This is a genomic window from Rickettsia sp. MAE-05, from assembly GCF_057319745.1.
Genome location: NZ_JBLTIO010000002.1, coordinates 171,491 through 193,228, shown reverse-complemented (window position 1 = coordinate 193,228; position 21,738 = coordinate 171,491). Strand labels below are relative to the sequence as shown.

The following is a 21,738-nucleotide window of genomic DNA, read 5'->3' as shown; positions in this document are numbered from 1 at the left end:
TATTAAGGCCGGATATCGTCATTGCGAGGAAATTGCATAGCAATTGACGAAGCAATCTCAGGAGTTTGTTATTATTTCATGAGATTGCCACGCTCCCTACGGTCGCTCGCAATGACGATTTGGTATCCATACAACAATGCCTACAAGTTTGCAGGATGATAACGCTCAAATTTCTTTCCTCATTTTTCAATTTTTAATTTAAAAAGCTATTGACTTTAGAATTTAAAGTATGTATTACAATAGCTATATTAACTTAAAGTTGAGGATATATGTTAAATTTCCTAAATAATACTGCATCACAAAAAAGATTTGTATCTATAAATAATAGAACTACGGCAAGCGATTTATCTGAATCGTTTTGGCATTCTATTGCTGAAAATAGCTGTGATATTAATTGGAAAAATATACCATTACAAAAAAGTCCTTTTCAGATTGTTACTACTCAAGGTTTAATTCAAGAATTAAAACCCAAAACCATAATTGAATTTGGAAGTTTTAAAGGAGCTTCCGCCCTTTGGTTGGCTGATATACAAAGTTTATCAGTAAAAGATGGTAAAGTTATTAGTATAGATATCGATTTTGAAAATATTGATCAAGCCGTAAAAGGTGATAATAGAATAGAATTTTTACAAGGCGATTCTAATAAAGTAGAGGCAATATTCCCAAAAGAAAAAATATCCGAAATAGTACATCCCATAGTTTTAATAGAAGATGCTCATATTAATACTATAGGTATTTTAGAATATTTTCATAATAATATCTTTGAAGAAGGGGATTATTTCATCATTGAAGATACTAATATTGACTATAATAATGCTTGCTATGATGTTTGGAGGAAAACTTTAGATGAAAAAACTTGTATAGCAAAATTAGAAAATTTAAACAATAAAATCGTTAGATTAACTAGCTGGTTGAAAGAAAAAAAAGATTTATATCTAGTAGATACAAAATATGTAGATCCTTTCGGTATTATTAATGCTTCTAAAAATTGGAATTCAGCTATAAAAAAGATTTAAAGATAATGACTGTGTATTATGAGAAAAGAAATTTATCTAAAAAATTTTAATATTAATAGCGATGAGGCTTTAAACAATTTTACTAAAAATCCATATAAATCTACTGTATTTTTTAGAAACAGAATATGTAAATTATATAAAAGAAATTAAAGATGCCATAAATAATAATGCAGAAATTATACATATAAAAAATATTAGGTCGTGCCTCCGTATTGCAGTTTAGAGTAAATAGTCTATAATCCTCAAACAGTAATAAGAGAGAATTATAGTTAAGGAGTTATGGCAAAAATAGATGTTAAGTGTAGATATTGTAACAACACAGAAGAAGTAATAAAGTCAGGATATTCAATTTCAAAACAACAGAGATATCAATGCAAGCGGTGTAATCGATATTTTCAATTGGAGTATATTAATAATGCATCTAAGCCTGGAGTTAAGGAGCAAATAGTAGAAATGTCAATCAACGGCTCTGGAGTTAGAGATACAGTAAGAGTATTAAAAGCGGGTATCAATACAGTTATCCGTGTTTTAAAAAATCTAGTATTAAAAACAATAAATCATTCTATCAGTACAACAGAAGTAATTATTGCTCCTGCATGACCAAAATGTACGCGATAATATAGCCCTTATTCCTAAAGCCAACGAAGTAAATATTCAAGTAAATAATTGGATTAATAACAATATTGTTAATTTAACGGTGGCAAGCAATATAGATAGTGGCGATTTAACGTTTTTACAAAATAAAGCCACACCGGCAACATTATCAAAAATTTATGAAACGGCAGTCGATACTAAAGCTAAATTATTAAAAAAAGTTTTAGCCGATAATGCAGCCGATTTATCCAAAGCTTCTAAAAACATTACAGAGAAAAATATAACAGATGCCGTACAGAATAATTTCAATGCAAAAATGAAAGCTTTAACACCCGGTACTAAAGATTTCTCAAAAGAGCAAATTGTAAAATTTCTTAATGTAATAAGTGATGCGAAAATAGAAGCGGTATTAAAAGGAGTAAAAACAGCAAACGCTGCTAGTACCCCTGTTGCTGCACCGATAATAGTGGTAGCAGGTGGACCGCCGCCACCACCGCCTATAAGAGTGGTAGGATATAATGGGCTTGGTATGGATGGTCTAGTTAGAAAGATGAATATTTTAAAGCCTATCGAAAATCTTTTTCCTAAAAAACCCGATGCAGATGCAAGTGAAGTAGTTTACATTGCTCCTACTTCTGAATTAGGAAAAAAATATGAAGATGCCGTGAAAGTTATAGCAGCTGCAGCTGATACTGAGTTTAAAAAAGAGTTGGCAATAAGGACTAAAGGAAAAGAAAAGCTAAAAGCATTAATTGTAGAGGAAGTTTTTGAGAAATATACAACTAAAAATGCAGATGCACTTGATGGCGATATAAACCAATTAGCTCAAGCTATAAAAGAAGGAACCAATATTGAGTTTATCGATCCTAAAAGAGAAGTAGAAAGCGGTATAGATCAAGAAACAAGAAATCTATGTGTTAGAATGAATCAAGATACAGGATTAATGCAGCAACTTAAAGCGAATAATCCTAGGTTAGCCGCAATTATAGAAGCAGCAGCTATAAATGAAGAAGAAGTTGCTACAAGACTTCCTGAGTCGGCAGCAGCACAAGCAGTAGCAAACGGAGACGTAAACTATGGCGGAGTAGTTGTAGTAGCTCCTGCTGCTGCTCCCGTAGCTCCTGTTGCCCCGTTAGTTTTACCGGCAGACCCAGAAGAAGACCCGGAAGAAATAGCTGTTCCTGCAGCACCGGCAATCAATATGGAAGATGTAGTGGTAGTTCCGCCGCCGGTGGAAGAAGCACCACAGGCTGATGCAGAAATTATGATTGTTCGAGCTATAGATAGGATTGTGCCTGTAGAAGGCAATATTGAAGACTTTGATGATGAGGACGATGATGAAGATTTTGAAGATGATGATGACGATATAATACAAGAGCAAACAAAACTAGAAGTATCCGGTAGCACTACGGTAGTTGTAAATAAATTAGAATCTAAGGATTCTGAAGATAGTTTTGAAAACTTGAAACAAGAGGAAGCAAGAAAAGAAGAGGAAGCAAAAGTAGCTGCTTCTATAAAGGAGGCAGAAGAAGCCAGAATTGCTGAAGCCGTAAGAGTTGAAGCTGCTGAAGTTGCAGAAATGCAAAATGCAGTAAAACAAGACGAAGAAATGATTGGAGCAATATATAATCCGATTCATGATATTATCACTCAAATGAGCCGCAATATTATATCGCATAGAATGTTCTCTAGTGCTGCGGTTGCTGCGGGTGATGAAGATGAGAAAGTGTTAGATAAAGGTCTTTGGATTGCAGGTACTATAGGTACTAATAAGCAAAAAGGGACTAGCGGTTATAAAGGTCATGCTTCAGGCGGTACTATAGGTTTTGACATCGGTTCTGACAACTTTAAAGATTTAGTCGGTATTGCTTATACTAAACTAGATTCAAAGTTTAAATCTAGCGGTAGCAGGCTAAATACTACCGTTGATAGCCATATATTAGCTCTATATGGTCAAAAAGAGTTACCGAAAAACTTTATGATCCAAGCTATGTTTGCTTACAATCATAATATAGTAAAGAGTAAAATCAACCGTTTAGGTACTATTGCAATCGGTAAATATAAGAATAATAATTATAATTTTGAAACCTTATTAAGTTATAATCATCTTATGAACGGCGGTATTACTCTTACTCCAAATCTTGGTATAAGATACGGTCACTCTAAAGACGGTTCTTATCAAGAAAGTGATGTAGGTATCCAGCATTTGAGTATTGCTTCTAAAAAGCAGCATTTATGGAGCGGTATTTTAGGCACTAAAGTAGCTTTAGCCCCACAAAAGATAGCTGAAGGCTTAAGTATTACGCCTGCACTTCAAGCTTCTGTAGAAAATTACTTTAACAATAAGAGTAAAAAACTTAATGCTAAAGTAAAATGGAAAGATAGAGAAGTTAATGAAACTATCGCATTACCAAAACAGCCTAAAGTTGGTTATAATATCGGTGCTAGCGTTTTAACTGAAAAAGGTAATATAAGCGTGACTTTAGAGTATAACTGCCACTTACAGAAGAAATATCAAAGCCATCAAGGCTTTGTGAAGTTGAAAGTGAAATTGTAAGTTATTATTATTTCATGTATAGTTAATGAATATCATCCCGCGTGGTATTGCTGCGCGGATCGGTAAAACCTACTGTGTCACCCCGTGGCTTGACCACGGGGTCCATAAAAACAATAACAAATACTAATATTTTAGTATTTTTAACTGGATCCCGTGGTCAAGTCTAGCTCGTTTATGTCATTCCCGCGTAGGCGGGAATCCAGTAAAAAAAATATAAATACAGCAATTTTTTGAAATTAAAAGCGGAGGTTATCTCGCTTTATGCTGGATTCCCGCCTACGCGGGAATGACATCGTACGTTTTTTCGAGCCATGCAACAAGACCGGTCAAGCCACGGGATGACAGAGGTGAAATTGATCCACGCAGGCAATGCCTTGCGGGAATGACGTAAGAACCATAAATAATACTTATTACTCGTCTCTTACTACTAAAACTGATATATCAGAATGACGGACGATTTTAGAAGCATTAGGTCCAAGCATATAATCTTTTAATTGTAGTCTGACTGCAGAGATTATTATTAAATCGGCTTTAATTTCATTAGAGTGCTTAATTATTTCATCATAAACGGCACCGCTACCTATATAATAATCTGTTTCAATTTCATCAGGAATATATTGTTTGATAAGCTCTTTAATTTGAGTCTGATACTTTTCTTTTTTCTCCGTTTTCCAATTTTTAGGTAAATAATCTTCAAACATTTTCGTACCGAATTCAGGAATTACATACATAAAATGTAATTTTGCTTGAAAGTTCGTCGCAAGCATTAAAGCCTTAGAAAGAATACCTTTTATAGATTTTTTATCATTTAAATCTATAGGTATAAGTATATTTTTAAATATAGTATTTTCAGACATAAGATATTCTTAGTTTTTATTTCTTACTGAATCATGTTTTGGTAGAACAAAATTTTTAGTATCGGCAAAATAGTTAATATCGAGGTTATTTAATAAGTAATTAGAAAGTTTAAAATTTGCTACGTTTCTATGAAAAGCTCCAATAAATTTATCTAAAATATCACGATTCGCCTCATCTCTAGTTACTAAGATTGCTGATACTTTTACTGTAGTTTGATCATCGGTAATCCCTGGATATAAGCCCTTGTGAAGTATAGCTTTATGAAACGCTCTATTTTGTTTTATTAATTCTGCTATTTTATCATTTTCAATTGAAACGAAATCAACTTCACACTTATTAGCTATTAAATTTACTAAGGGGTTAGAGTGTCCAACCATCATTATTATAGCATCTATTTCCTTATTACAGAATTTATCAATAGAATCTTCATAATTAATATGTAGCTCTTCAGGTTCTTTAGAAAATTTATATAAAGAACGTATGGCATCATAAGTAATATTACTACTGGAAAATGCCGGACCGTTAGTTATTTTTTTCCCGTCAATATCAGCAAAAACTTTTATTTTATCCTCATCTTTTACAATAACCGTAAAAAACTCATCATGTAGATTAAGTACCTGACGTAAATTTTGCATTTTTTCTTGATCGTGATAATAACCTATGCCCTCATATGCTTCTACTGCAATATTAGCTTGCACTAGAGCTAAATCAATTTTGCCTTGTTGTAATAATTTTAAATTTTCTATACTGCCGTTTGTTGCAACAACTTCACATTTAATATGTTCATTATTTTTATCATCATTTGTAATAGTCTTGCATAAATCAAGTCCAATAGCATAATATCCTTTTAAAATAGAGCCGGTACCGATTTTAATGACTTTTGGAGCAGCATAAATATTACTGCAAATAAGAAATATGCTAATAATAGTAGCTAGTTTAAAATTATTCATAAAACTAATTTAAATTATTTTCGGCTAATTTGAATTATTTTCGGTGTTTTGGTCTTCTTTATGTTCACCAAGTTTTAGTTCTAATAAATTAATAGAACCGATATTTATTCCTTTATCTGAAAACTCAATATCAAACTTAGCTTTTTCTATATTGTTGTAAGCCGAATTTGAATCATTTTGATCTATATTTAATTGTTCGTCGGAAGCTTTATTAATTGCTTTAGCAATAATTGTTTTAATTATTTTCTTAGAAAAAATAATATTATTCGGTAATAATTTATCAACTATGGAATTATAATTTTCCAGCTCAAAATATAGTTTTCCTTCCGGTAATTTATTGGCAAAGAATTGTAAAGCACCGTTTAAATTAACTTTAGAATCATTATCACAAGTAAAAATAAATCTTTCTATATTAAAATTTTGTAAAATAGCTGAATCTTCTCCGTCTTCAGCGAATTTTAAAGAAGCAGCAATATCTAAATTAGCATTTTTAAAATTCAAAATATCTTTTTCTGAATAATAATTCATATTTAAAAATAAGGATATATTTTCCTCAGTTGCTAAATTCTGTTTTCTTATAAGAAATGCTAAATCATTAATTTTAAAGATTTCTTGATTATCTTTAAATATCGATAATGCTTTGTTATTTAGTTGAACCGATTTTAATATCTCTTTCAAATTATCATTCTTGGATATTTTGTATAAAGGTTTATTAAATTTTCCTATACCTTTTATGTCATCATCGCTGCGTACATCATAGGTAAATGTTTTATCGCCGTAATTATCGACTTCTCTAATAAAAGGACCGAAATTAAGAGCGGCTCTTTTAGTACTAAAAGCTATATTTAGGACAATATTTTCACTAGTAAATTCTTTAGAATTTACATGATCAATTAATTTTACTTTAGGATCCGTTACGGTAATTTTCCAATTAAAAGGATAGCCTGAAAACTTAACTGCATTATAAGATATTTTAAGATTATCGGATTCAGAATTCTTAATTAAACTTACAATGTTATTTTTTATAGTATATGCAGTTGCAAACCATATTATAGTAAAGGCTAAAAACACAAAAAGAAGTATTTTACGTATCACTTTTTTAATCCATTATAATTTTATATTACGAGTAGCAGAAGGAAGGCGTACTTTTATGCCGTCTAATTCTTCGGTTAAAATAATTTGGCATCCCAATCTAGAAGTATCGGTAAGACCGAAGGCTAAGTCAAGCATATCTTCCTCTGCTTCCGTAGGTTTTTTTAATTTGTTGTAAAATTCTTCTTCTAAAATAACGTGACAAGTAGCACAAGCAAGAGATCCTTCACAAGCTCCCTCAAGGTCTAGATCGTTACTATGGGCAATTTCTAAAATGGAAAGCCCTATAGGTGCTTCTACAGTTTTTTCTTCTCCATCATTTATAATAAATGTTACTTTTATTTTTCCTGACATTCTTCTTATTTTTCCTTATCTAAATTAGTTCGATTATATATAAATATTTTATATATAACTGAGGCTATTTAATTTGATTGATATTTTTGCCTTTTAGCAAATCATTAATTATTATATTAAGCTTTGTATTCATAGATTTTTTTATTTTGGATTTAAATTCTTTAATAGAATTGTTAATTAAGATCCGATCTCTAGCGTGTGCGGCTTCTTTTATATTATCTAATAAAGAATTAATTATAGATATCTCACTTTCCGATAATAAAGCTGTTAATTCTGCTATAGCACGTTCTATGCTAAAGATTAAAGCCTCTGCTTCAATTATTGCTTCTTGTAATAATCTTGTAGTATAATCTATTTTAGCATTTTTATAAGCGTTTTCTAACATAATATCAATCTCCGTTTTATCAATACCGTGATTTGGCTTTACTTCTATAGTATGTGATGTATTACTGATTTTCTCATAAGCAGAAACGGATAATATACCGTCTGCATCAATAGCAAAAGTAACTTCGGCTCTAATATTTCCCGCTTTCATAGGAGGAAGCCCCTTTAACTCAAATCGAGCCAAGCTACGGCAATCTACAGCCATTTCACGTTCGCCTTGCAATATATGAAATTGTATACCGGTTTGATTATCGGCATAAGTCGTAAATTCTTTTACTACCGAAATAGGAATCGGAGTATTACGCATAATGATTTTTTCAACTATACCACCGTATAATTCCATACCCAGCGATAAAGGTACTACATCAATCAATAATGAATTTGTATGGGGTGCTGTTAAATTTTCTGCTTGTAATGCAGCTCCCCATACGACTGCTTTATCAGGATTAATATCTGCTAGAATATCTACTTTAAATGCTTTATATAATTCATCTTTTATTAAAGGAATGCGGGTTGCACCTCCAACTAAAATAATGCCATCTATATTTGGATTTCCTGCTTGTTCTAAACATTCTTTAGCTATATTGATAGTACGTTCTACTAAAGGTAAAATTAATTGCTCTAATGTTTGCTTACTAATTGATATATTATCATTATTAAAACTATCTTTATATGTTAAAGTTTCTTTTGCTTTTTTTGCAAGTTGTAAAGTATCTATAGAATTAGGTAAATCAAATTTATTGCAAAGATATTGTGTAATTACTACATCTATATCGTCGCCACCAAGCATATTATCGCCGTTTGTTGCTATAACTTGAAAAATGCCTTCTTGTATATTAAGAATAGATACGTCAAAAGTGCCGCCGCCTAGGTCATATACTAAATAACAGCCTTTTTGATTTTTGTTTAAGCCGTAAGCATAGGCAGCTGCAGTAGGTTCGGCAATTAGCCTTAATACTTCAAAACCTGCTATTTTAGCCGCAAGCATTACTTCGCCTCTTGCTGCATCGTTAAAATGTGCAGGTACGGTTATAACTGCTTTAGTTATATTAGTCTTTAATTGCTCTTCTGCTTGATTTTTTAAGTAAATAAAAACTTCTGCTGCAATTTCAGAGATTCGCAGTTGTTTATTTGCAAAGTTTAATTTAAGCTCACTACTATAGTCAATTGATTTGGACTCGCATACATCGTCACTCGTCGCTCTCCTATTAGTTATAGGCTTCGCTTCTCGCTCCTTGTATCCAAATCCAACTGAATTGACTATATCTATGTCGATATAATCTTTAACTAACGAAAAAAGTGCCGGAGTATTTAGAATTTCTTTTAATGTTTTGCCAAATAGTCTTTTAATAGAACGCAGCCCTTTATTATTACCTATTATAAAATTTTCGTTTGTAAAATCTATAGTAGTTGGGGTTAATTCTTTATCATCTCTAGATTTAATAACTTTAACTTTTCTATTAGTTGCAATAGCTATTAATGAGTTAGTAGTGCCAAAATCGATACCGACTGCTATTTGCCGTTCTTGCTTAAAATCAGCTTGCTCCGGTTCTGTAATTTCTATTATTTGCATGATTTTATTTTTTCTTGCACTTTATGCAGCAATGTCCCAATATATTTAAGCTTGCTAGTTTTTATAGTTGCGTCTGATAGATTTTGTTCTTCAAAAGCTTGTTTTAAAGAATCAATCTCAAGCTTTTTCATTAATTCATATTTGTCTTTTATTTTTTCTAAATCACTAAATAAGATTGTATTTTCGATTATTTCCATTTCATCCCAGAATATGCTTAATTCTAGAGGCGAAAGTAAACTACGTGTCTTTTCGTCATTCAAATTTATATTTTGCAAAAGCAGCATATATTCAGCACGCTTTAAGGCATCTTTAAGAGTAGAGTAAGCATTATTTAATTCAGCCGCAATAATTAGATTTTGTTTCTTTTCCTGCAAAGTTTTTGCTTTATCGGGATGATATTTTACCTGCATAGTAAAATATTGCTTTTCTAATATCTTTAAATCAATATTATAATCTTGCGGAAGTCCTAATAATTGAAAATAATTTTGCACTTTATAATTCTATATTATTTTAGGTTTTGTTGCATAGATTGATTTTTATCGTCATTGCGAGGAAAAACTATAAGTTTTGACGAAGCAATCTCAGGAGTTTATTATTTCATGAGATTGCCACGCTCCTTGCAGTCGCTCGCAATGACGACTCGGCGTTCATACAACAAAGACTATGATATTATATACATTAAAAATCAAAAAAATACAATTATGGAAGTAGATCTATTACATTTTGAAAAAAAATATCATAACTATATTGTAGCAGGTATAGATGAAGCAGGTAGAGGACCGCTAGCAGGTCCGGTAGTAGCAAGTGCCGTTATAATAGATAACACTAATATTATATCGGGCATTAAAGATTCTAAAAAGCTTTCCAAAAAGAAAAGAGAATTACTATATGAACAAATAACTAGTAATTATGTTTGGGCAACTGCTATTATTTCTCATACCGAAATTGATGAGATTAATATATTAGAGGCAACTAAAAAAGCTTGTTCGGTTGCTGCAGCAAATCTTAGACTTAAACCGGAGATAGTGCTAGTTGATGGTAATATGCAGTTTAATGATGAAAGATTTGTTAGTATAGTTAACGGTGATAATTTATCGTTATCGATTGCTGCGGCTTCCATTATTGCAAAAGTTACTAGGGATCGTTTGATGCTAGATTTAAGTACTGAATTCCCACAATATTTATGGTACAAAAATTCCGGCTACGGTACCAAAGAACATATAGAAGCTATTAATACATACGGCTTATCACCGTATCATAGAAGAAGTTTTAAGTGTTATTAATGGGCATTGTTGTATGGATCGAAAAACCTGCCGGGTGTCATCCCGTGGCTTGACCACGGGATCCAGCATAAAGCGAGATAAATCGAGCTTTTAGTTTTAAAAAATTGTTATATTTATATTTTTTTACTGGACCCCGTGGTCAAGCCACGGGGTGACAATCGGGTTTAGCTCAACTCAAGTGCCGCCTCTTCTAGAGTTTTTAGTTGATCACGAAGTTTTGCGGCTTGTTCAAATTCGAGATTACTTGCGGCTTTAAGCATGTCTTTCTTTAATTTTTCAATATGGGCTTTTAACTTAGCAGGGTTATCAAATAAAGTATGAGCTTGTTTTTTATCAAGCTTACTATCGACTTTCTCAAGTTCTGCTAAAGCATGAATAGCACGGTTGATAGTCTTTGGAATTATACCGTGTTTCTTGTTATATTCCTGCTGAATTTGTCTTCTACGCAAAGTTTCACTCATGGCTTTATCAATAGATTTAGTCATTTTATCAGCATAAAGTATTACTCTGCCCTCACTATTTCTTGCAGCTCTTCCGATTGTTTGTATTAACGATACTTCAGACCGTAAAAATCCCTCTTTATCTGCATCAAGTATAGCAACTAAGCCGCATTCAGGGATATCAAGCCCCTCTCTTATTAGGTTAATACCGACTAAAATATCGATAGTACCTTGTCTTAAATCTCGTAAAATCTCAATACGCTCTAAAGTATGAACGTTAGAATGTAAATAAGAGGTTTTATATTTTAGCTCCTGCAAATAGGCGGTTAAATCTTCTGCCATTTTTTTAGTTAAGGTGGTGACTAGAACACGAAAACCTTTAGCTATAGTGGCTTGAATCTCGCTAATTAAATCCTCAACCTGATTGGTGGCCGGCTTTATAATACATTCGGGATCAAGCAGTCCCGTAGGTCTGATAATCAACTCTACTACAGTGCCTCCGGTTTCTTCTAGCTCAAACGGTCCCGGGGTTGCTGATACAAAAACGGTTTGTGGTCTAAATTTTTCCCATTCTTCAAATTTTAAAGGTCTGTTATCAAGAGCAGAAGGCAGACGAAACCCATGCTCTACCAATACTTCTTTCCTTGCTCGGTCGCCGTTATACATCGCTCTAATTTGTGGTACGGATACGTGGCTTTCATCAACAAATAATAACGCATCTTTTGGCAAGTACTCGAATAATGTCGGTGGCGGCTCACCGGCATTACGACCGGTAAAGAATCTCGAATAATTTTCAACGCCTTTACAGCTGCCGGTTTCTGTCAGCATTTCAAGGTCATATTGAGTACGTTGATTTAGCCTTTGCGTTTCAAGCGGTTTATCTTGCGACTTTAAGAACTCTAAGCGTTTTTGTAGCTCCTCCTCAATACCTGATATGGCACTATTTACCGTTTCTTGCGGCATCACGAAATGCGAATTACCAAAAACCATAGCTTTATCGAGCTTAGCAAGTTTCTCGCCCGTTAGGGGATCAAATTCATGTATATATTCAAGTTCATTACCGAAAAACGATAAACGCCAAGCTTTATCGCTATAATGTGAGGGGAAAATATCGATGTTATCGCCTTTAACCCGAAAACAGCCGCGCTCAAACCCGATATCATTACGCTCATATTGCAGATTTATCAAATCATTTAGTAATTTATCGCGAGGATAGCTTTTACCAGGCTCTAGATTAACCGTCATCTGATAATATAAATCAGGAGAGCCAAGCCCGTAAATACAGGAAACGGAAGAAACTACTATAACGTCACGACGCTCTAATAATGATCTTGTAGCAGAATGACGCATTAAATCAATCTGCTCGTTAATTGATGAGTCTTTTTCTATAAAAGTATCGGTACGTGCTATATAAGCTTCGGGCTGGTAATAATCATAATATGAGACAAAATACTCAACGGCGTTCTTTGGAAAAATCGACTTCATTTCTGAATAAATTTGAGCAGCTAAAGTTTTATTATGTGCCATTATCAGAGTAGGGCGATTAGTTCTCTCTATAATATTCGCCATAGTAAAAGTCTTACCTGACCCTGTAATACCAAGCAACATTTGTGAGCGTTTTTTACTGTTTAACCCTGCTATAATTTCATCTATTGCTTTTGGTTGATCGCCTGCCGGTTTATATTCTGAGATAATAGAAAAATTATTCATGTATTTTTACTTGCTTTAAAAACTATAGTTTAAGATAATATATTAAAATCTAACAAAAAAATATAATATTATGAATAAAGCTATATTACACACAATTATTATTTATACTCTCGCTAGTTGTCCTTATTGTATAAAAGCTAAAGCATTGCTTGATGAGAAAAATGTTGTTTATGAGGAAATTGAAGTAAGTAATTTTACTCAGGAAGAGAAAGAAAAATTTATTAAGAAATCCGGTGGAAAAAAGACCGTCCCGCAGATATTTATAGATAATATACATGTTGGAGGTTGTGATGCTCTATTTGAGCTTGAAAAAGAGGGAAGGCTAGATAAGTTACTGGAAGGGCAACCGAAGAAGATGACTACGCCTGCAGCCGGGGCGTAACTAATAAAAACGTCATTGCAAGACAATACCATATGTCATTCCTGCGTATATTGGTCCTCCCATTGTCATCCCGCGACTTGATCGCGGGATCCAAAAAAATATACAAGCAACTTGTGTTATAAAATGAAAGAATATTACGTTTATATACTTTCTAATAAATGTAATGGTACGTTGTATGTTGGTGTTACTTCTAATATTATAAGGCGTATTTGGCAACATAAACAGAAGTTCACAAAAGGTTTTACCACAAAATACGATATAGATAAATTAGTTTATTTTGAGCAGTTTAATGATATAAACCTTGCAATTGGTCGTGAAAAACGTTTAAAAGAATACAAAAGAAAATGGAAGTTAGATTTAATTAATTCTAGTAATCCTGATTGGAAGGATTTATACGAAGAATTTTTAAAGTAAATTTTTGGATACCGCGATCAAGTCGCGGTATGACACTGAATAACAATGCCTAACCACAACAATCACAAAAATTCATTCTATTTACTTCTGCCTTATTTATGGTCGAAGGATTTTGATATACGCCTGCGTATTGTTACCTCTCTTATTTGTCTAGTCATAGCTAAAGTAATAAATATTTTCGTTCCGATTGTTTATAAATATATAATAGATGGGCTAAATAAAAATTTTGCTCTTTCGGTTATGATCGGGATTATTGTTGCATATGGCGGAACTAAAATATTGGTACAAATATTTAGTGAGCTGCGAAATATCATTTTCTCAAAAGTAGGACATCAGGCGACTCGCTTAGTTGCTCTAAATGTCTTTAAGCACATGCATAATTTAAGTATGCGTTTTCATATTACCCGGAAAACAGGGGGATTAAGTAGGTCAATAGAGCGCGGTACTAAAGGTATTGAAGCGGTGCTACGATATTCATTATTTAATATTTTCCCGACAAGTGTAGAAATTATACTTGTAAGTGGGATGTTATGGTATGTTTACGGCATTTGGTTTGCTGTAACTATTTTAATAACAATGATAGTTTATATTGGTTATACTTTCCTAATCAGTACTTGGCGTATTTCTTTTGCAAGAGAAATGAACCAAAGCGATAATACTGCCAATAATAGAGCAATCGATAGTTTACTGAATTTTGAGACCGTTAAATATTTCGGTAATGAAGAATATGAGGCGATAAAGTTTAATGAGGCTTTACAAACTTATGAAAAATCAGCCACTAAAACTACTAACAGCCTATCGATTTTAAATATCGGGCAAGATGTTATAATATCCTTAGGTCTTGTTTCTTTAATGATACTTTCGGCAAATGCTATTAACCAAAATAAAATGACCGTCGGCGATTTAATAATGGTTAATACTTACTTGTTTCAGCTATCAATTCCGCTTTCAATACTTGGTTTTGCTTATAGAGAAATTAAAAACGCTCTAGTTAGTATGGAAGATATGTTTAAGCTGCTAGATATACCGGCAGAAGTACAGGACGCAGTAGATGCTAAGGAGTTAATTATCTCAAAAGGTGAAGTTAGTTTCGATAATGTTAGCTTTGCTTATAATCAGGAACGTCCGATTTTGCATAATATAAGTTTTACGATTAAGAGTGGTAAAACACTCGCAGTAGTTGGTAGTAGTGGAGCGGGGAAATCAACAATATCACGCTTGTTGTTCAGATTTTACGATATCAATAGCGGTAGCATTACTATAGATAATCAAGATATACGAGAAGTCATGCAGGTCTCACTTCGTAGGTCTATCGGGATTGTTCCGCAAGATACAGTGCTGTTTAATGATACTATATATTACAACATCGCATACGGCAATAATGCAGCTAGTTATGATGAAGTTATAGCAGCCTCAAAAAATGCTCATATTCATGAGTTTATTAGCACGCTACCCGAAGGTTACGAGACACAGGTAGGCGAGAGAGGCTTAAAGCTTTCGGGCGGTGAAAAACAGCGTATTGCAATTGCAAGAACCATCTTAAAAAATCCTGCAATATATGTTTTTGATGAAGCCACTAGCTCGCTTGATACTAAAACCGAAAAGCTAATTCAAGCAAGTCTTAAAGAGATCTCAGCTCATCATACCACCCTTATCATTGCCCATAGATTATCAACTATTATCGATGCAGACGAGATTATTGTTTTAGATAACGGCTATATAGTTGAACGAGGCAACCATAAAACCTTACTACAACATAAAGGCTATTATGCCGAACTTTGGTATAAACAGCAGGAGGAGGAAAGTAAATAAAGTACTAATTTATTAATATTCTCTTTACTTAATTTATAATTTTGTGTATAATGGTTTTTTTTAACAAAAAATAAGGTAGAAATTATGACAAAAAATACAACACTATATAATAGTGCTAGCATAGAGAATCTAGGAGCAAGGGATAGTTCGGTATCAGGCAGTGATACACTCAAATTTGGAAATTTTTCTAATATAAATTATAATAGCTTAGGTAATGGAGCAATAGTTTCTTCGGCGAATGGACTTCATGCTACTATAAATACAAGGCTTACTAAAGATATTATATTTAGGTCGTGCCTCCGTATTGCAGTTTAGAGTAAATAGTCTATAATCCTCAAACAGTAATAAGAGAGAATTATAGTTAAGGAGTTATGGCAAAAATAGATGTTAAGTGTAGATATTGTAACAACACAGAAGAAGTAATAAAGTCAGGATATTCAATTTCAAAACAACAGAGATATCAATGCAAGCGGTGTAATCGATATTTTCAATTGGAGTATATTAATAATGCATCTAAGCCTGGAGGGTCATGCCTCCATATTGCAGTTACGCCTATTAAAAAGCTATACGTTCAATAAGAGTACCAATAACCTTATCATGAATATCCAATGACTTGGAAAAGCAGATTGTCTTACGTGCAAGCCTCTTGCATCTCGTTCTAAGGTTCAAGTTACTTCGTTCTATCCGTTGAGTGTATTTTTTACTGATAATATGCTTTTTAGGGTCTAATAACCTAGCATAACTCCCCCATCCATCTGTATAGTAAAAAGTCACCTTGAAATTCTCTAGTTTTTTCAGTAATGATTCTAATGTGCTATCACATCTTGTACCAAACGTATAAGCAACTACTTTTAACGAAATCTTATCCAAGGCATACCAAAGCCATCGTTGTCTGGATTTATTCTGTACATAAGACCATTGTTCATCTATCTCAGGAGCAATAATTACTTTTGTTGTACTGATAGAATGATTTATTGTTTTTAATACTAGATTTTTTTAAAACACGGATAACTGTATTGATACCCGCTTTTAATACTCTTACTGTATCTCTAACTCCAGAGCCGTTGATTGACATTTCTACTATTTGCTCCTTAACTCCAGGCTTAGATGCATTATTAATATACTCCAATTGAAAATATCGATTACACCGCTTGCATTGATATCTCTGTTGTTTTGAAATTGAATATCCTGACTTTATTACTTCTTCTGTGTTGTTACAATATCTACACTTAACATCTATTTTTGCCATAACTCCTTAACTATAATTCTCTCTTATTACTGTTTGAGGATTATAGACTATTTACTCTAAACTGCAATACGGAGGCACGACCATCTCTTGCAAGAATAGCGGTAACGTTATTCTGGGGTTTCAAAGCCCTTTATCACAGATGGTTAGCATTATCCATTTAAAAATGCTCCTCAACTTTGTCATGGTTGGGGTGATAGTAGCTATGTCCAAGGTTTAAGGTGTAAACTTTAAACCTAAAAGCTATTATAACTGTTCTGTGACGGTTCTTTGAACGCCCCAACCACCCAAGGTTAAAATCTTTGGTGGTTGAAACTTGAGCAATTTAAGTTTAATCAATCGGGAGCAATTACATGTTCAACAAAACTAATAAATTATTATCTAAAATATTCCCAATTTCTAAGAAAAATAAAGATTATAGTAAACTGATACCCACTTTGTGCTTCGTTGTCCGCCCTTTCGCCTATTATAGGCTTCGCTCCTCACGTCTGTCACAAAATGGAGCTGAGTTTACTATAGAAAAATTGAGAGCTAAGTTTAAACAAAGGTTAGAAGAACCGGTAACATTAGATGATATAAAAAGAATAGAGCAGCGTTCATTATATTTAGAAAGTATAAAATAATTCTAATATATAATATAAGTCTGTTAACTCTTACGATTATATCATTGCCTAGAAGCGGTTGATGTCGTCATTGCAAGTGACTAAAGAGCTTGTTGCGTAGATACCTAAGTCGTCACTGCAAGCAGGCATTGTTGCGTGGACCGGTAAAATCCACTGTGTCACTCCGTAGCTTGCTAACTAGGTCCATAAAAACAATAATCCTGATTGACAATAAAAATCAGCTCAATATATTACCTTATATTTAGTTAAAATTAATTAATCTTTGAGGTTTGATATGTTTTTATTTGAATTTAGTCGTGATAATAAATCGGCTTATTTATTAGGGTCAGTACATTTTTTAAGCATAGATTTCTTGCCAAAGGTAGCAAAAGAATTTTTATTGAAACAGAAAATACTTATTACCGAAGGAGATGGAGAAAATCTGTTTCAGAGAGATTACAACTCTTATCAGACTTAAAATTGCTAAATAAAAATGCTGATAGTATCCATGATGATATTGATCCAAGAATATTAAAGATAGCAGCAAAAGCTTTATCTCATAAATCGGAATTAAATCTTAAATTACACGATTTATCTCATGAAGGGGTTATAATGTTTGCTGCACAGGAAGGACATAAAGGTATGGATTCGGAGTTAGCAAGACATTACAGTCAAGAAGGAAAGTTAGTGCAAAACTTAGATGACACGAATACTATGCAAGGTATGGACATACAATACCTTGAGAATTATGTTATTTCCTGTATAGAAGACCCAAGATGGATGAATATCATATCTTTAGAATATTTGAAAGGGCATATGTTGACAGATATGATCCCATCAGATGATACGCTGCTCATTAAACAACGTAACACAGCATGGATAACTAAAATAGATCATTACTTTAAAGAATATAATAAAGATATCGTATGTTGTGTAGGAACAGCACACTTATTTGGTGAATATGGCTTGCTAAAGCTATTAATAGAAAGAGGATATTTAATTAATAGAATTAACAATGATTTAAGTAAAATCAGATTCTCTAGCGATGATTTAAATGAATTAGAATCATCAGCTAAAGATTTATTTATCTATAACGAAAATATAAATGAGTGGTTCATCAATAAGGAATTAGACATAGAATCAGAGAATAACCTATTATATGAAGCAATAAGTTTGGCTAATCCATTCTATGAGTTTCAAAGTGATACTAGTATAGAAAATAATAATTGTGTAGAAATTTTAGGATAAAATTAAATTAGTAGCCAAAATAAAAATCTCCTTTTATCTTGGCTACACATTATTTAAAACTCCTTTCTAAAAGAATTTTAATACTGCCTTTCAAAGTACAAAGTAAATACAAGCAATCCTTGAAAGAAATTTATTATGTCTCTATAATTAAATATAATTCATTAAATTAAATTTAAGGCTAAGTAATCGTGACTGATCAAAATTTTTCTAATTTAGTACCGGTAAATATCGAAGATGAGATGAAAGTATCTTATCTTGATTATGCTATGAGTGTTATAGTAAGTAGAGCTATACCGGATGTTCGGGACGGCTTAAAGCCGGTGCATCGCCGAATTATCTATTCTATGTATGAAGCCGGTAATCATGCTAGCAAACCTTATAGAAAATCTGCAAGAATTGTCGGTGACGTGATGGGTAAATACCATCCGCACGGTGACAGTGCTATTTACGACTCCTTAGTACGTATGGCACAAGATTTTTCCTTGCGTTTACCGCTTGTAGACGGGCAAGGTAATTTCGGCTCGATGGACGGTGATGCGGCAGCGGCAATGAGATATACCGAATCTCGAATGGCCAAAGTTTCGCATAAGCTTGTAGAGGATATCGATAAAGAGACTGTCAGCTTTAACCCTAATTACGATGGTTCTGAAGAAGAGCCTTCCGTACTTCCTGCAATGTTTCCCAATTTATTGGTTAACGGTAGTGGAGGTATTGCGGTCGGTATGGCAACTAATATCCCTCCGCACAATTTAGGTGAGGTTATCGAGGCTTGTTGTTTATATATAGATAATAACGATATAGAAATATTAGATTTACTCGAAGTTGTTAAAGGACCGGATTTTCCTACAGGTTCAATGATTTTAGGCATTAGCGGTATTAGATCGGCATATCTTACCGGTAGAGGTAGTATAATTATGCGAGGTCGAGCCGAGATTGAGAATATCGGTAATAGCCGTCAAGCAATTATTATTACCGAAATACCGTATATGGTAAATAAGGCAAGGCTCGTTGAGAAAATCGCTGAAATGGTTAAGGAAAAACGCATAGAAGGCATAAGTGATTTACGTGACGAATCGAACAAAAACGGTGTAAGGATTGTTATTGAACTAAAGAAAGATTTTGTTGCTGAGGTAGTCTTAAACCAAATATACGCATGTACGCAGCTACAAACTAGCTTCGGTGTTATTATGCTTGCTCTTAAAGACGGGCTACCGAAAGTGATGAATTTGAAAGAAGTAATTGCGGCTTTCGTTAGTTTTAGGGAAGTGGTAATTACTAACCGTACTATATATTTGCTAAATAAAGCAAGAGATAGAGCACATATTTTACTAGGGTTAACCATTGCCGTTAGTAATATCGATGAAATAATACGTATTATTAAAGCTTCAAATGACCCGAATGCCGCTAAGCAAGAATTAATGGCACGCAGCTGGGATGCGTTAAATATTCTACCGCTTGTGAAGCTAGTTGATGATAAAGCAATGTTAAATGAGCAAGGCAAATGTAGCTTTACTGAGGTGCAAGCTAAGGCAATCTTAGAAATGAGGCTACAACGTCTAACCGCTATGGAGAAAAACAAGCTTGAAGAGGATTTAAAAAACCTTGCTACGGAAATTGCCGAGTACCTTAATATACTTGGCTCTCGCACAAGGTTACTTGAGATTTTAAAGGAAGAGCTAATTAAAGTTAAAGAAGAATTTGCGACTCCTCGTCTTACTTCAATTGAATTCGGCGAATTTGATCAAGATATAGAAGATTTAATTCAGCGTGAAGAAATGGTAGTAACCGTAACGCTTGGGGGGTATATCAAGCGTGTACCTCTAAGTAGCTATCGTTCGCAAAAACGAGGTGGTAAAGGAAGATCAGGGCTTTCAATGCGTGATGAGGATATTACCACGCAAGTTTTTGTCGGTAGTACTCATACGCCAATGTTGTTCTTCTCAAATATAGGTCAGGTATATAGTTTAAAACTATATAAATTACCTTTAAGTAATCCGCAAGGTAAAGGAAGACCAATGGTTAATATATTACCGTTGAAAGAAAATGAGCATATTACAAATATTATGCCGCTACCTGAAAACCAGGATGAGTGGGATAATTTAAATATTATGTTTGCAACTGCCAAGGGTAACATCAGAAGAAGCGATTTATTAGATTTCAAAAAAATTCAGTCGAACGGTAAAATTGCTATTAGGCTTGATGAGGATGATAAATTAATAGACGTAAAACCATGTAAAGAAGACGAGCATATTTTACTTGCCACCAAAACCGGTAAAGCTTTAAGATTCCCTGTTGAATCGCTGCGTGTTATTAAGAGCCGTACTTCCGACGGAGTGCGAGGTATGAAACTTGCCAAGGAGGATTCCGTAATTTCTATGACTGTGCTTAAAGGCATTAGCAGTACAAAAGAGGATAGAGATGCTTATTTAACAGTGCCATGGGAAAAAAGGCTTGAGATTGCTAAAGGTGAGGAGTTTAACCTCGAAGAGTTAAGTGTAACTTTGACTGCAGATTCTATTTTAGAAATGGCAAATTCCGAAGAATTTATCTTGACGGTTACAGAGAACGGTTTTGGTAAAAGAAGCTCGGCTTATGGCTATAGAATTACTGACCGTGGCGGCAGCGGTATAATCAATATGGATATTAACGACAAAACCGGTTTAGTCGTCGGTGTTATGCCGGTTAAAATGGATGATGAGCTAATGCTGATCACCAATAGCGGTAAGTTAATTCGCTGTAAACTTGAGTCAGTGCGTATTACGGGACGTAACACTAGCGGCGTAATCCTATTTAAGCTAGATGACGGTGAAAAAGTCGTATCTGTCTCTTTAATTGCTGAAACTTCTGAAAGCGAAGAAGATAGTGAGTTAGAGGAAGATTTAGAGCAGGCAGAAGAGGTGTATACTTGATGAACTTCAAAAATTGGCTACGTCATCCTACAAGAGCTGTGGTGTTCACGTATTAAGTAACTGCTGCCGCTCCTCGCCTTGTGGATTCCTTGCTCTTTTTGAAGTTGTGTCGAAGTATACTACTGTTCATTTTACTTTGAAGTATAATGGTGATGTCGTTTTTAGTTAAGGCGTTGTTGCGTAGATCGGCAAACCTACTCAGTGTCATACTGCGACTTGATCGCGGTATCCAGAAAAATAATAAAAAAATTCTGTAAACTAGAATTTTTTTCTTCCTTGCTTCATCAAATTATTTCGTAATTTTCCTCGCAATG

At 33.6% G+C, this 21,738-nt stretch carries 21 protein-coding genes; 13 read left to right on the top strand and 8 right to left on the bottom strand.

Annotated features, from left to right (window positions below; all coding sequences use genetic code 11):
• The first annotated feature begins 269 nt into the window (after nucleotides 1-269).
• From ACNFN7_RS04605 to ACNFN7_RS04590, 4 genes are all read left to right on the top strand, one after another.
• A complete protein-coding gene (locus tag ACNFN7_RS04605; RefSeq protein WP_485441032.1) occupies nucleotides 270-1,016 on the top strand; it encodes a CmcI family methyltransferase in 747 nt (248 codons plus the stop codon).
• Nucleotides 1,017-1,034: 18 nt separating this feature from the next.
• Entirely contained in the window at nucleotides 1,035-1,166 is a 132-nt protein-coding gene (locus tag ACNFN7_RS04600) for a cephalosporin hydroxylase (protein ID WP_485441031.1), read from the top strand.
• Between the two features lie 129 nt (nucleotides 1,167-1,295).
• The gene (locus ACNFN7_RS04595) at nucleotides 1,296-1,616 is read left to right on the top strand and encodes an IS1-like element transposase (protein WP_485441030.1); all 321 of its coding nucleotides are present in this window, start codon (nucleotides 1,296-1,298) and stop codon (nucleotides 1,614-1,616) included.
• Entirely contained in the window at nucleotides 1,603-4,167 is a 2,565-nt protein-coding gene (locus ACNFN7_RS04590; protein ID WP_485441029.1) for an autotransporter outer membrane beta-barrel domain-containing protein, read from the top strand. Before ACNFN7_RS04595 ends, ACNFN7_RS04590 begins: the two co-directional genes overlap by 14 nt.
• A gap of 410 nt (nucleotides 4,168-4,577) precedes the next feature.
• Here ACNFN7_RS04590 and ACNFN7_RS04585 read toward each other — a convergent pair whose 3' ends face one another.
• The 6 genes from ACNFN7_RS04585 to hscB all read right to left on the bottom strand — a co-directional run bounded on the left by ACNFN7_RS04585 (nucleotide 4,578) and on the right by hscB (nucleotide 9,869).
• On the bottom strand, nucleotides 4,578-5,024 hold the full coding sequence (locus tag ACNFN7_RS04585) for a universal stress protein (RefSeq protein WP_485441028.1): 447 nt from the start codon (nucleotides 5,022-5,024) through the stop codon (nucleotides 4,578-4,580).
• 9 nt (nucleotides 5,025-5,033) lie between these two features.
• Nucleotides 5,034-5,975 (bottom strand): TAXI family TRAP transporter solute-binding subunit, encoded by a 942-nt coding sequence (locus tag ACNFN7_RS04580; RefSeq protein WP_266263324.1) that lies wholly within the window; start codon nucleotides 5,973-5,975, stop codon nucleotides 5,034-5,036.
• 24 nt (nucleotides 5,976-5,999) lie between these two features.
• Nucleotides 6,000-7,070 (bottom strand): RP198 family tick cell line-upregulated protein, encoded by a 1,071-nt coding sequence (locus ACNFN7_RS04575; protein ID WP_485441027.1) that lies wholly within the window; start codon nucleotides 7,068-7,070, stop codon nucleotides 6,000-6,002.
• A 12-nt stretch (nucleotides 7,071-7,082) separates the two neighbouring features.
• Nucleotides 7,083-7,421: a ferredoxin family 2Fe-2S iron-sulfur cluster binding protein gene (locus ACNFN7_RS04570; RefSeq protein ID WP_010423662.1), complete on the bottom strand. Its 339-nt coding sequence runs from the start codon at nucleotides 7,419-7,421 to the stop codon at nucleotides 7,083-7,085.
• A 64-nt stretch (nucleotides 7,422-7,485) separates the two neighbouring features.
• Entirely contained in the window at nucleotides 7,486-9,378 is a 1,893-nt protein-coding gene (hscA, locus tag ACNFN7_RS04565; RefSeq protein WP_485441026.1) for a Fe-S protein assembly chaperone HscA, read from the bottom strand.
• The gene (hscB, locus tag ACNFN7_RS04560; RefSeq protein WP_485441025.1) at nucleotides 9,369-9,869 is read right to left on the bottom strand and encodes a Fe-S protein assembly co-chaperone HscB; all 501 of its coding nucleotides are present in this window, start codon (nucleotides 9,867-9,869) and stop codon (nucleotides 9,369-9,371) included. The genes hscA and hscB overlap by 10 nt, the downstream gene beginning before the upstream one ends.
• Before the next feature lie 207 nt (nucleotides 9,870-10,076).
• On the opposite strand from hscB, the gene ACNFN7_RS04555 reads away from it, so the two are divergent.
• A complete protein-coding gene (locus tag ACNFN7_RS04555) occupies nucleotides 10,077-10,661 on the top strand; it encodes a ribonuclease HII (RefSeq protein ID WP_485441240.1) in 585 nt (194 codons plus the stop codon).
• 164 nt (nucleotides 10,662-10,825) lie between these two features.
• On the opposite strand, the gene uvrB is transcribed toward ACNFN7_RS04555, so the two are convergent.
• The gene (gene uvrB, locus ACNFN7_RS04550; protein ID WP_485441024.1) at nucleotides 10,826-12,811 is read right to left on the bottom strand and encodes an excinuclease ABC subunit UvrB; all 1,986 of its coding nucleotides are present in this window, start codon (nucleotides 12,809-12,811) and stop codon (nucleotides 10,826-10,828) included.
• Between the two features lie 70 nt (nucleotides 12,812-12,881).
• Here uvrB and grxC point away from each other — a divergent pair, with 70 nt between their 5' ends.
• The 5 genes from grxC to ACNFN7_RS04525 all read left to right on the top strand — a co-directional run bounded on the left by grxC (nucleotide 12,882) and on the right by ACNFN7_RS04525 (nucleotide 15,997).
• Nucleotides 12,882-13,193 carry a glutaredoxin 3 gene (grxC, locus tag ACNFN7_RS04545; protein WP_485441023.1) on the top strand — a complete coding sequence of 104 codons (312 nt, stop codon included), beginning with the start codon at nucleotides 12,882-12,884 and terminating at the stop codon, nucleotides 13,191-13,193.
• Between the two features lie 123 nt (nucleotides 13,194-13,316).
• On the top strand, nucleotides 13,317-13,607 hold the full coding sequence (locus ACNFN7_RS04540; RefSeq protein WP_485441022.1) for a GIY-YIG nuclease family protein: 291 nt from the start codon (nucleotides 13,317-13,319) through the stop codon (nucleotides 13,605-13,607).
• A 45-nt stretch (nucleotides 13,608-13,652) separates the two neighbouring features.
• Entirely contained in the window at nucleotides 13,653-15,419 is a 1,767-nt protein-coding gene (locus ACNFN7_RS04535; RefSeq protein ID WP_485441021.1) for an ABCB family ABC transporter ATP-binding protein/permease, read from the top strand.
• An 84-nt stretch (nucleotides 15,420-15,503) separates the two neighbouring features.
• Nucleotides 15,504-15,734 carry a hypothetical protein gene (locus tag ACNFN7_RS04530; RefSeq protein ID WP_485441020.1) on the top strand — a complete coding sequence of 77 codons (231 nt, stop codon included), beginning with the start codon at nucleotides 15,504-15,506 and terminating at the stop codon, nucleotides 15,732-15,734.
• A 56-nt stretch (nucleotides 15,735-15,790) separates the two neighbouring features.
• The gene (locus ACNFN7_RS04525; RefSeq protein WP_485441019.1) at nucleotides 15,791-15,997 is read left to right on the top strand and encodes an IS1 family transposase; all 207 of its coding nucleotides are present in this window, start codon (nucleotides 15,791-15,793) and stop codon (nucleotides 15,995-15,997) included.
• Here ACNFN7_RS04525 and ACNFN7_RS04520 read toward each other — a convergent pair.
• A protein-coding gene (locus tag ACNFN7_RS04520) for an IS1 family transposase (RefSeq protein WP_485440658.1) occupies nucleotides 15,975-16,668 on the bottom strand; the annotation gives its coding sequence in 2 pieces (ribosomal slippage) (nucleotides 15,975-16,383 and nucleotides 16,382-16,668; 696 coding nt in all). The genes ACNFN7_RS04525 and ACNFN7_RS04520 overlap by 23 nt on opposite strands.
• 350 nt (nucleotides 16,669-17,018) lie before the next feature.
• Here ACNFN7_RS04520 and ACNFN7_RS04515 point away from each other — a divergent pair.
• From ACNFN7_RS04515 to gyrA, 3 genes are all read left to right on the top strand, one after another.
• Nucleotides 17,019-17,288, top strand: a complete 270-nt coding sequence (locus ACNFN7_RS04515; RefSeq protein ID WP_485441018.1) for a hypothetical protein — start codon at nucleotides 17,019-17,021, stop codon at nucleotides 17,286-17,288.
• Between the two features lie 306 nt (nucleotides 17,289-17,594).
• Complete coding sequence (locus ACNFN7_RS04510) at nucleotides 17,595-18,515, top strand: TraB/GumN family protein (RefSeq protein ID WP_485441239.1); 921 nt, start codon at nucleotides 17,595-17,597, stop codon at nucleotides 18,513-18,515.
• Between the two features lie 188 nt (nucleotides 18,516-18,703).
• Nucleotides 18,704-21,424, top strand: a complete 2,721-nt coding sequence (gene gyrA, locus ACNFN7_RS04505; RefSeq protein ID WP_485441017.1) for a DNA topoisomerase (ATP-hydrolyzing) subunit A — start codon at nucleotides 18,704-18,706, stop codon at nucleotides 21,422-21,424.
• Nucleotides 21,425-21,738 lie beyond the last annotated feature (314 nt).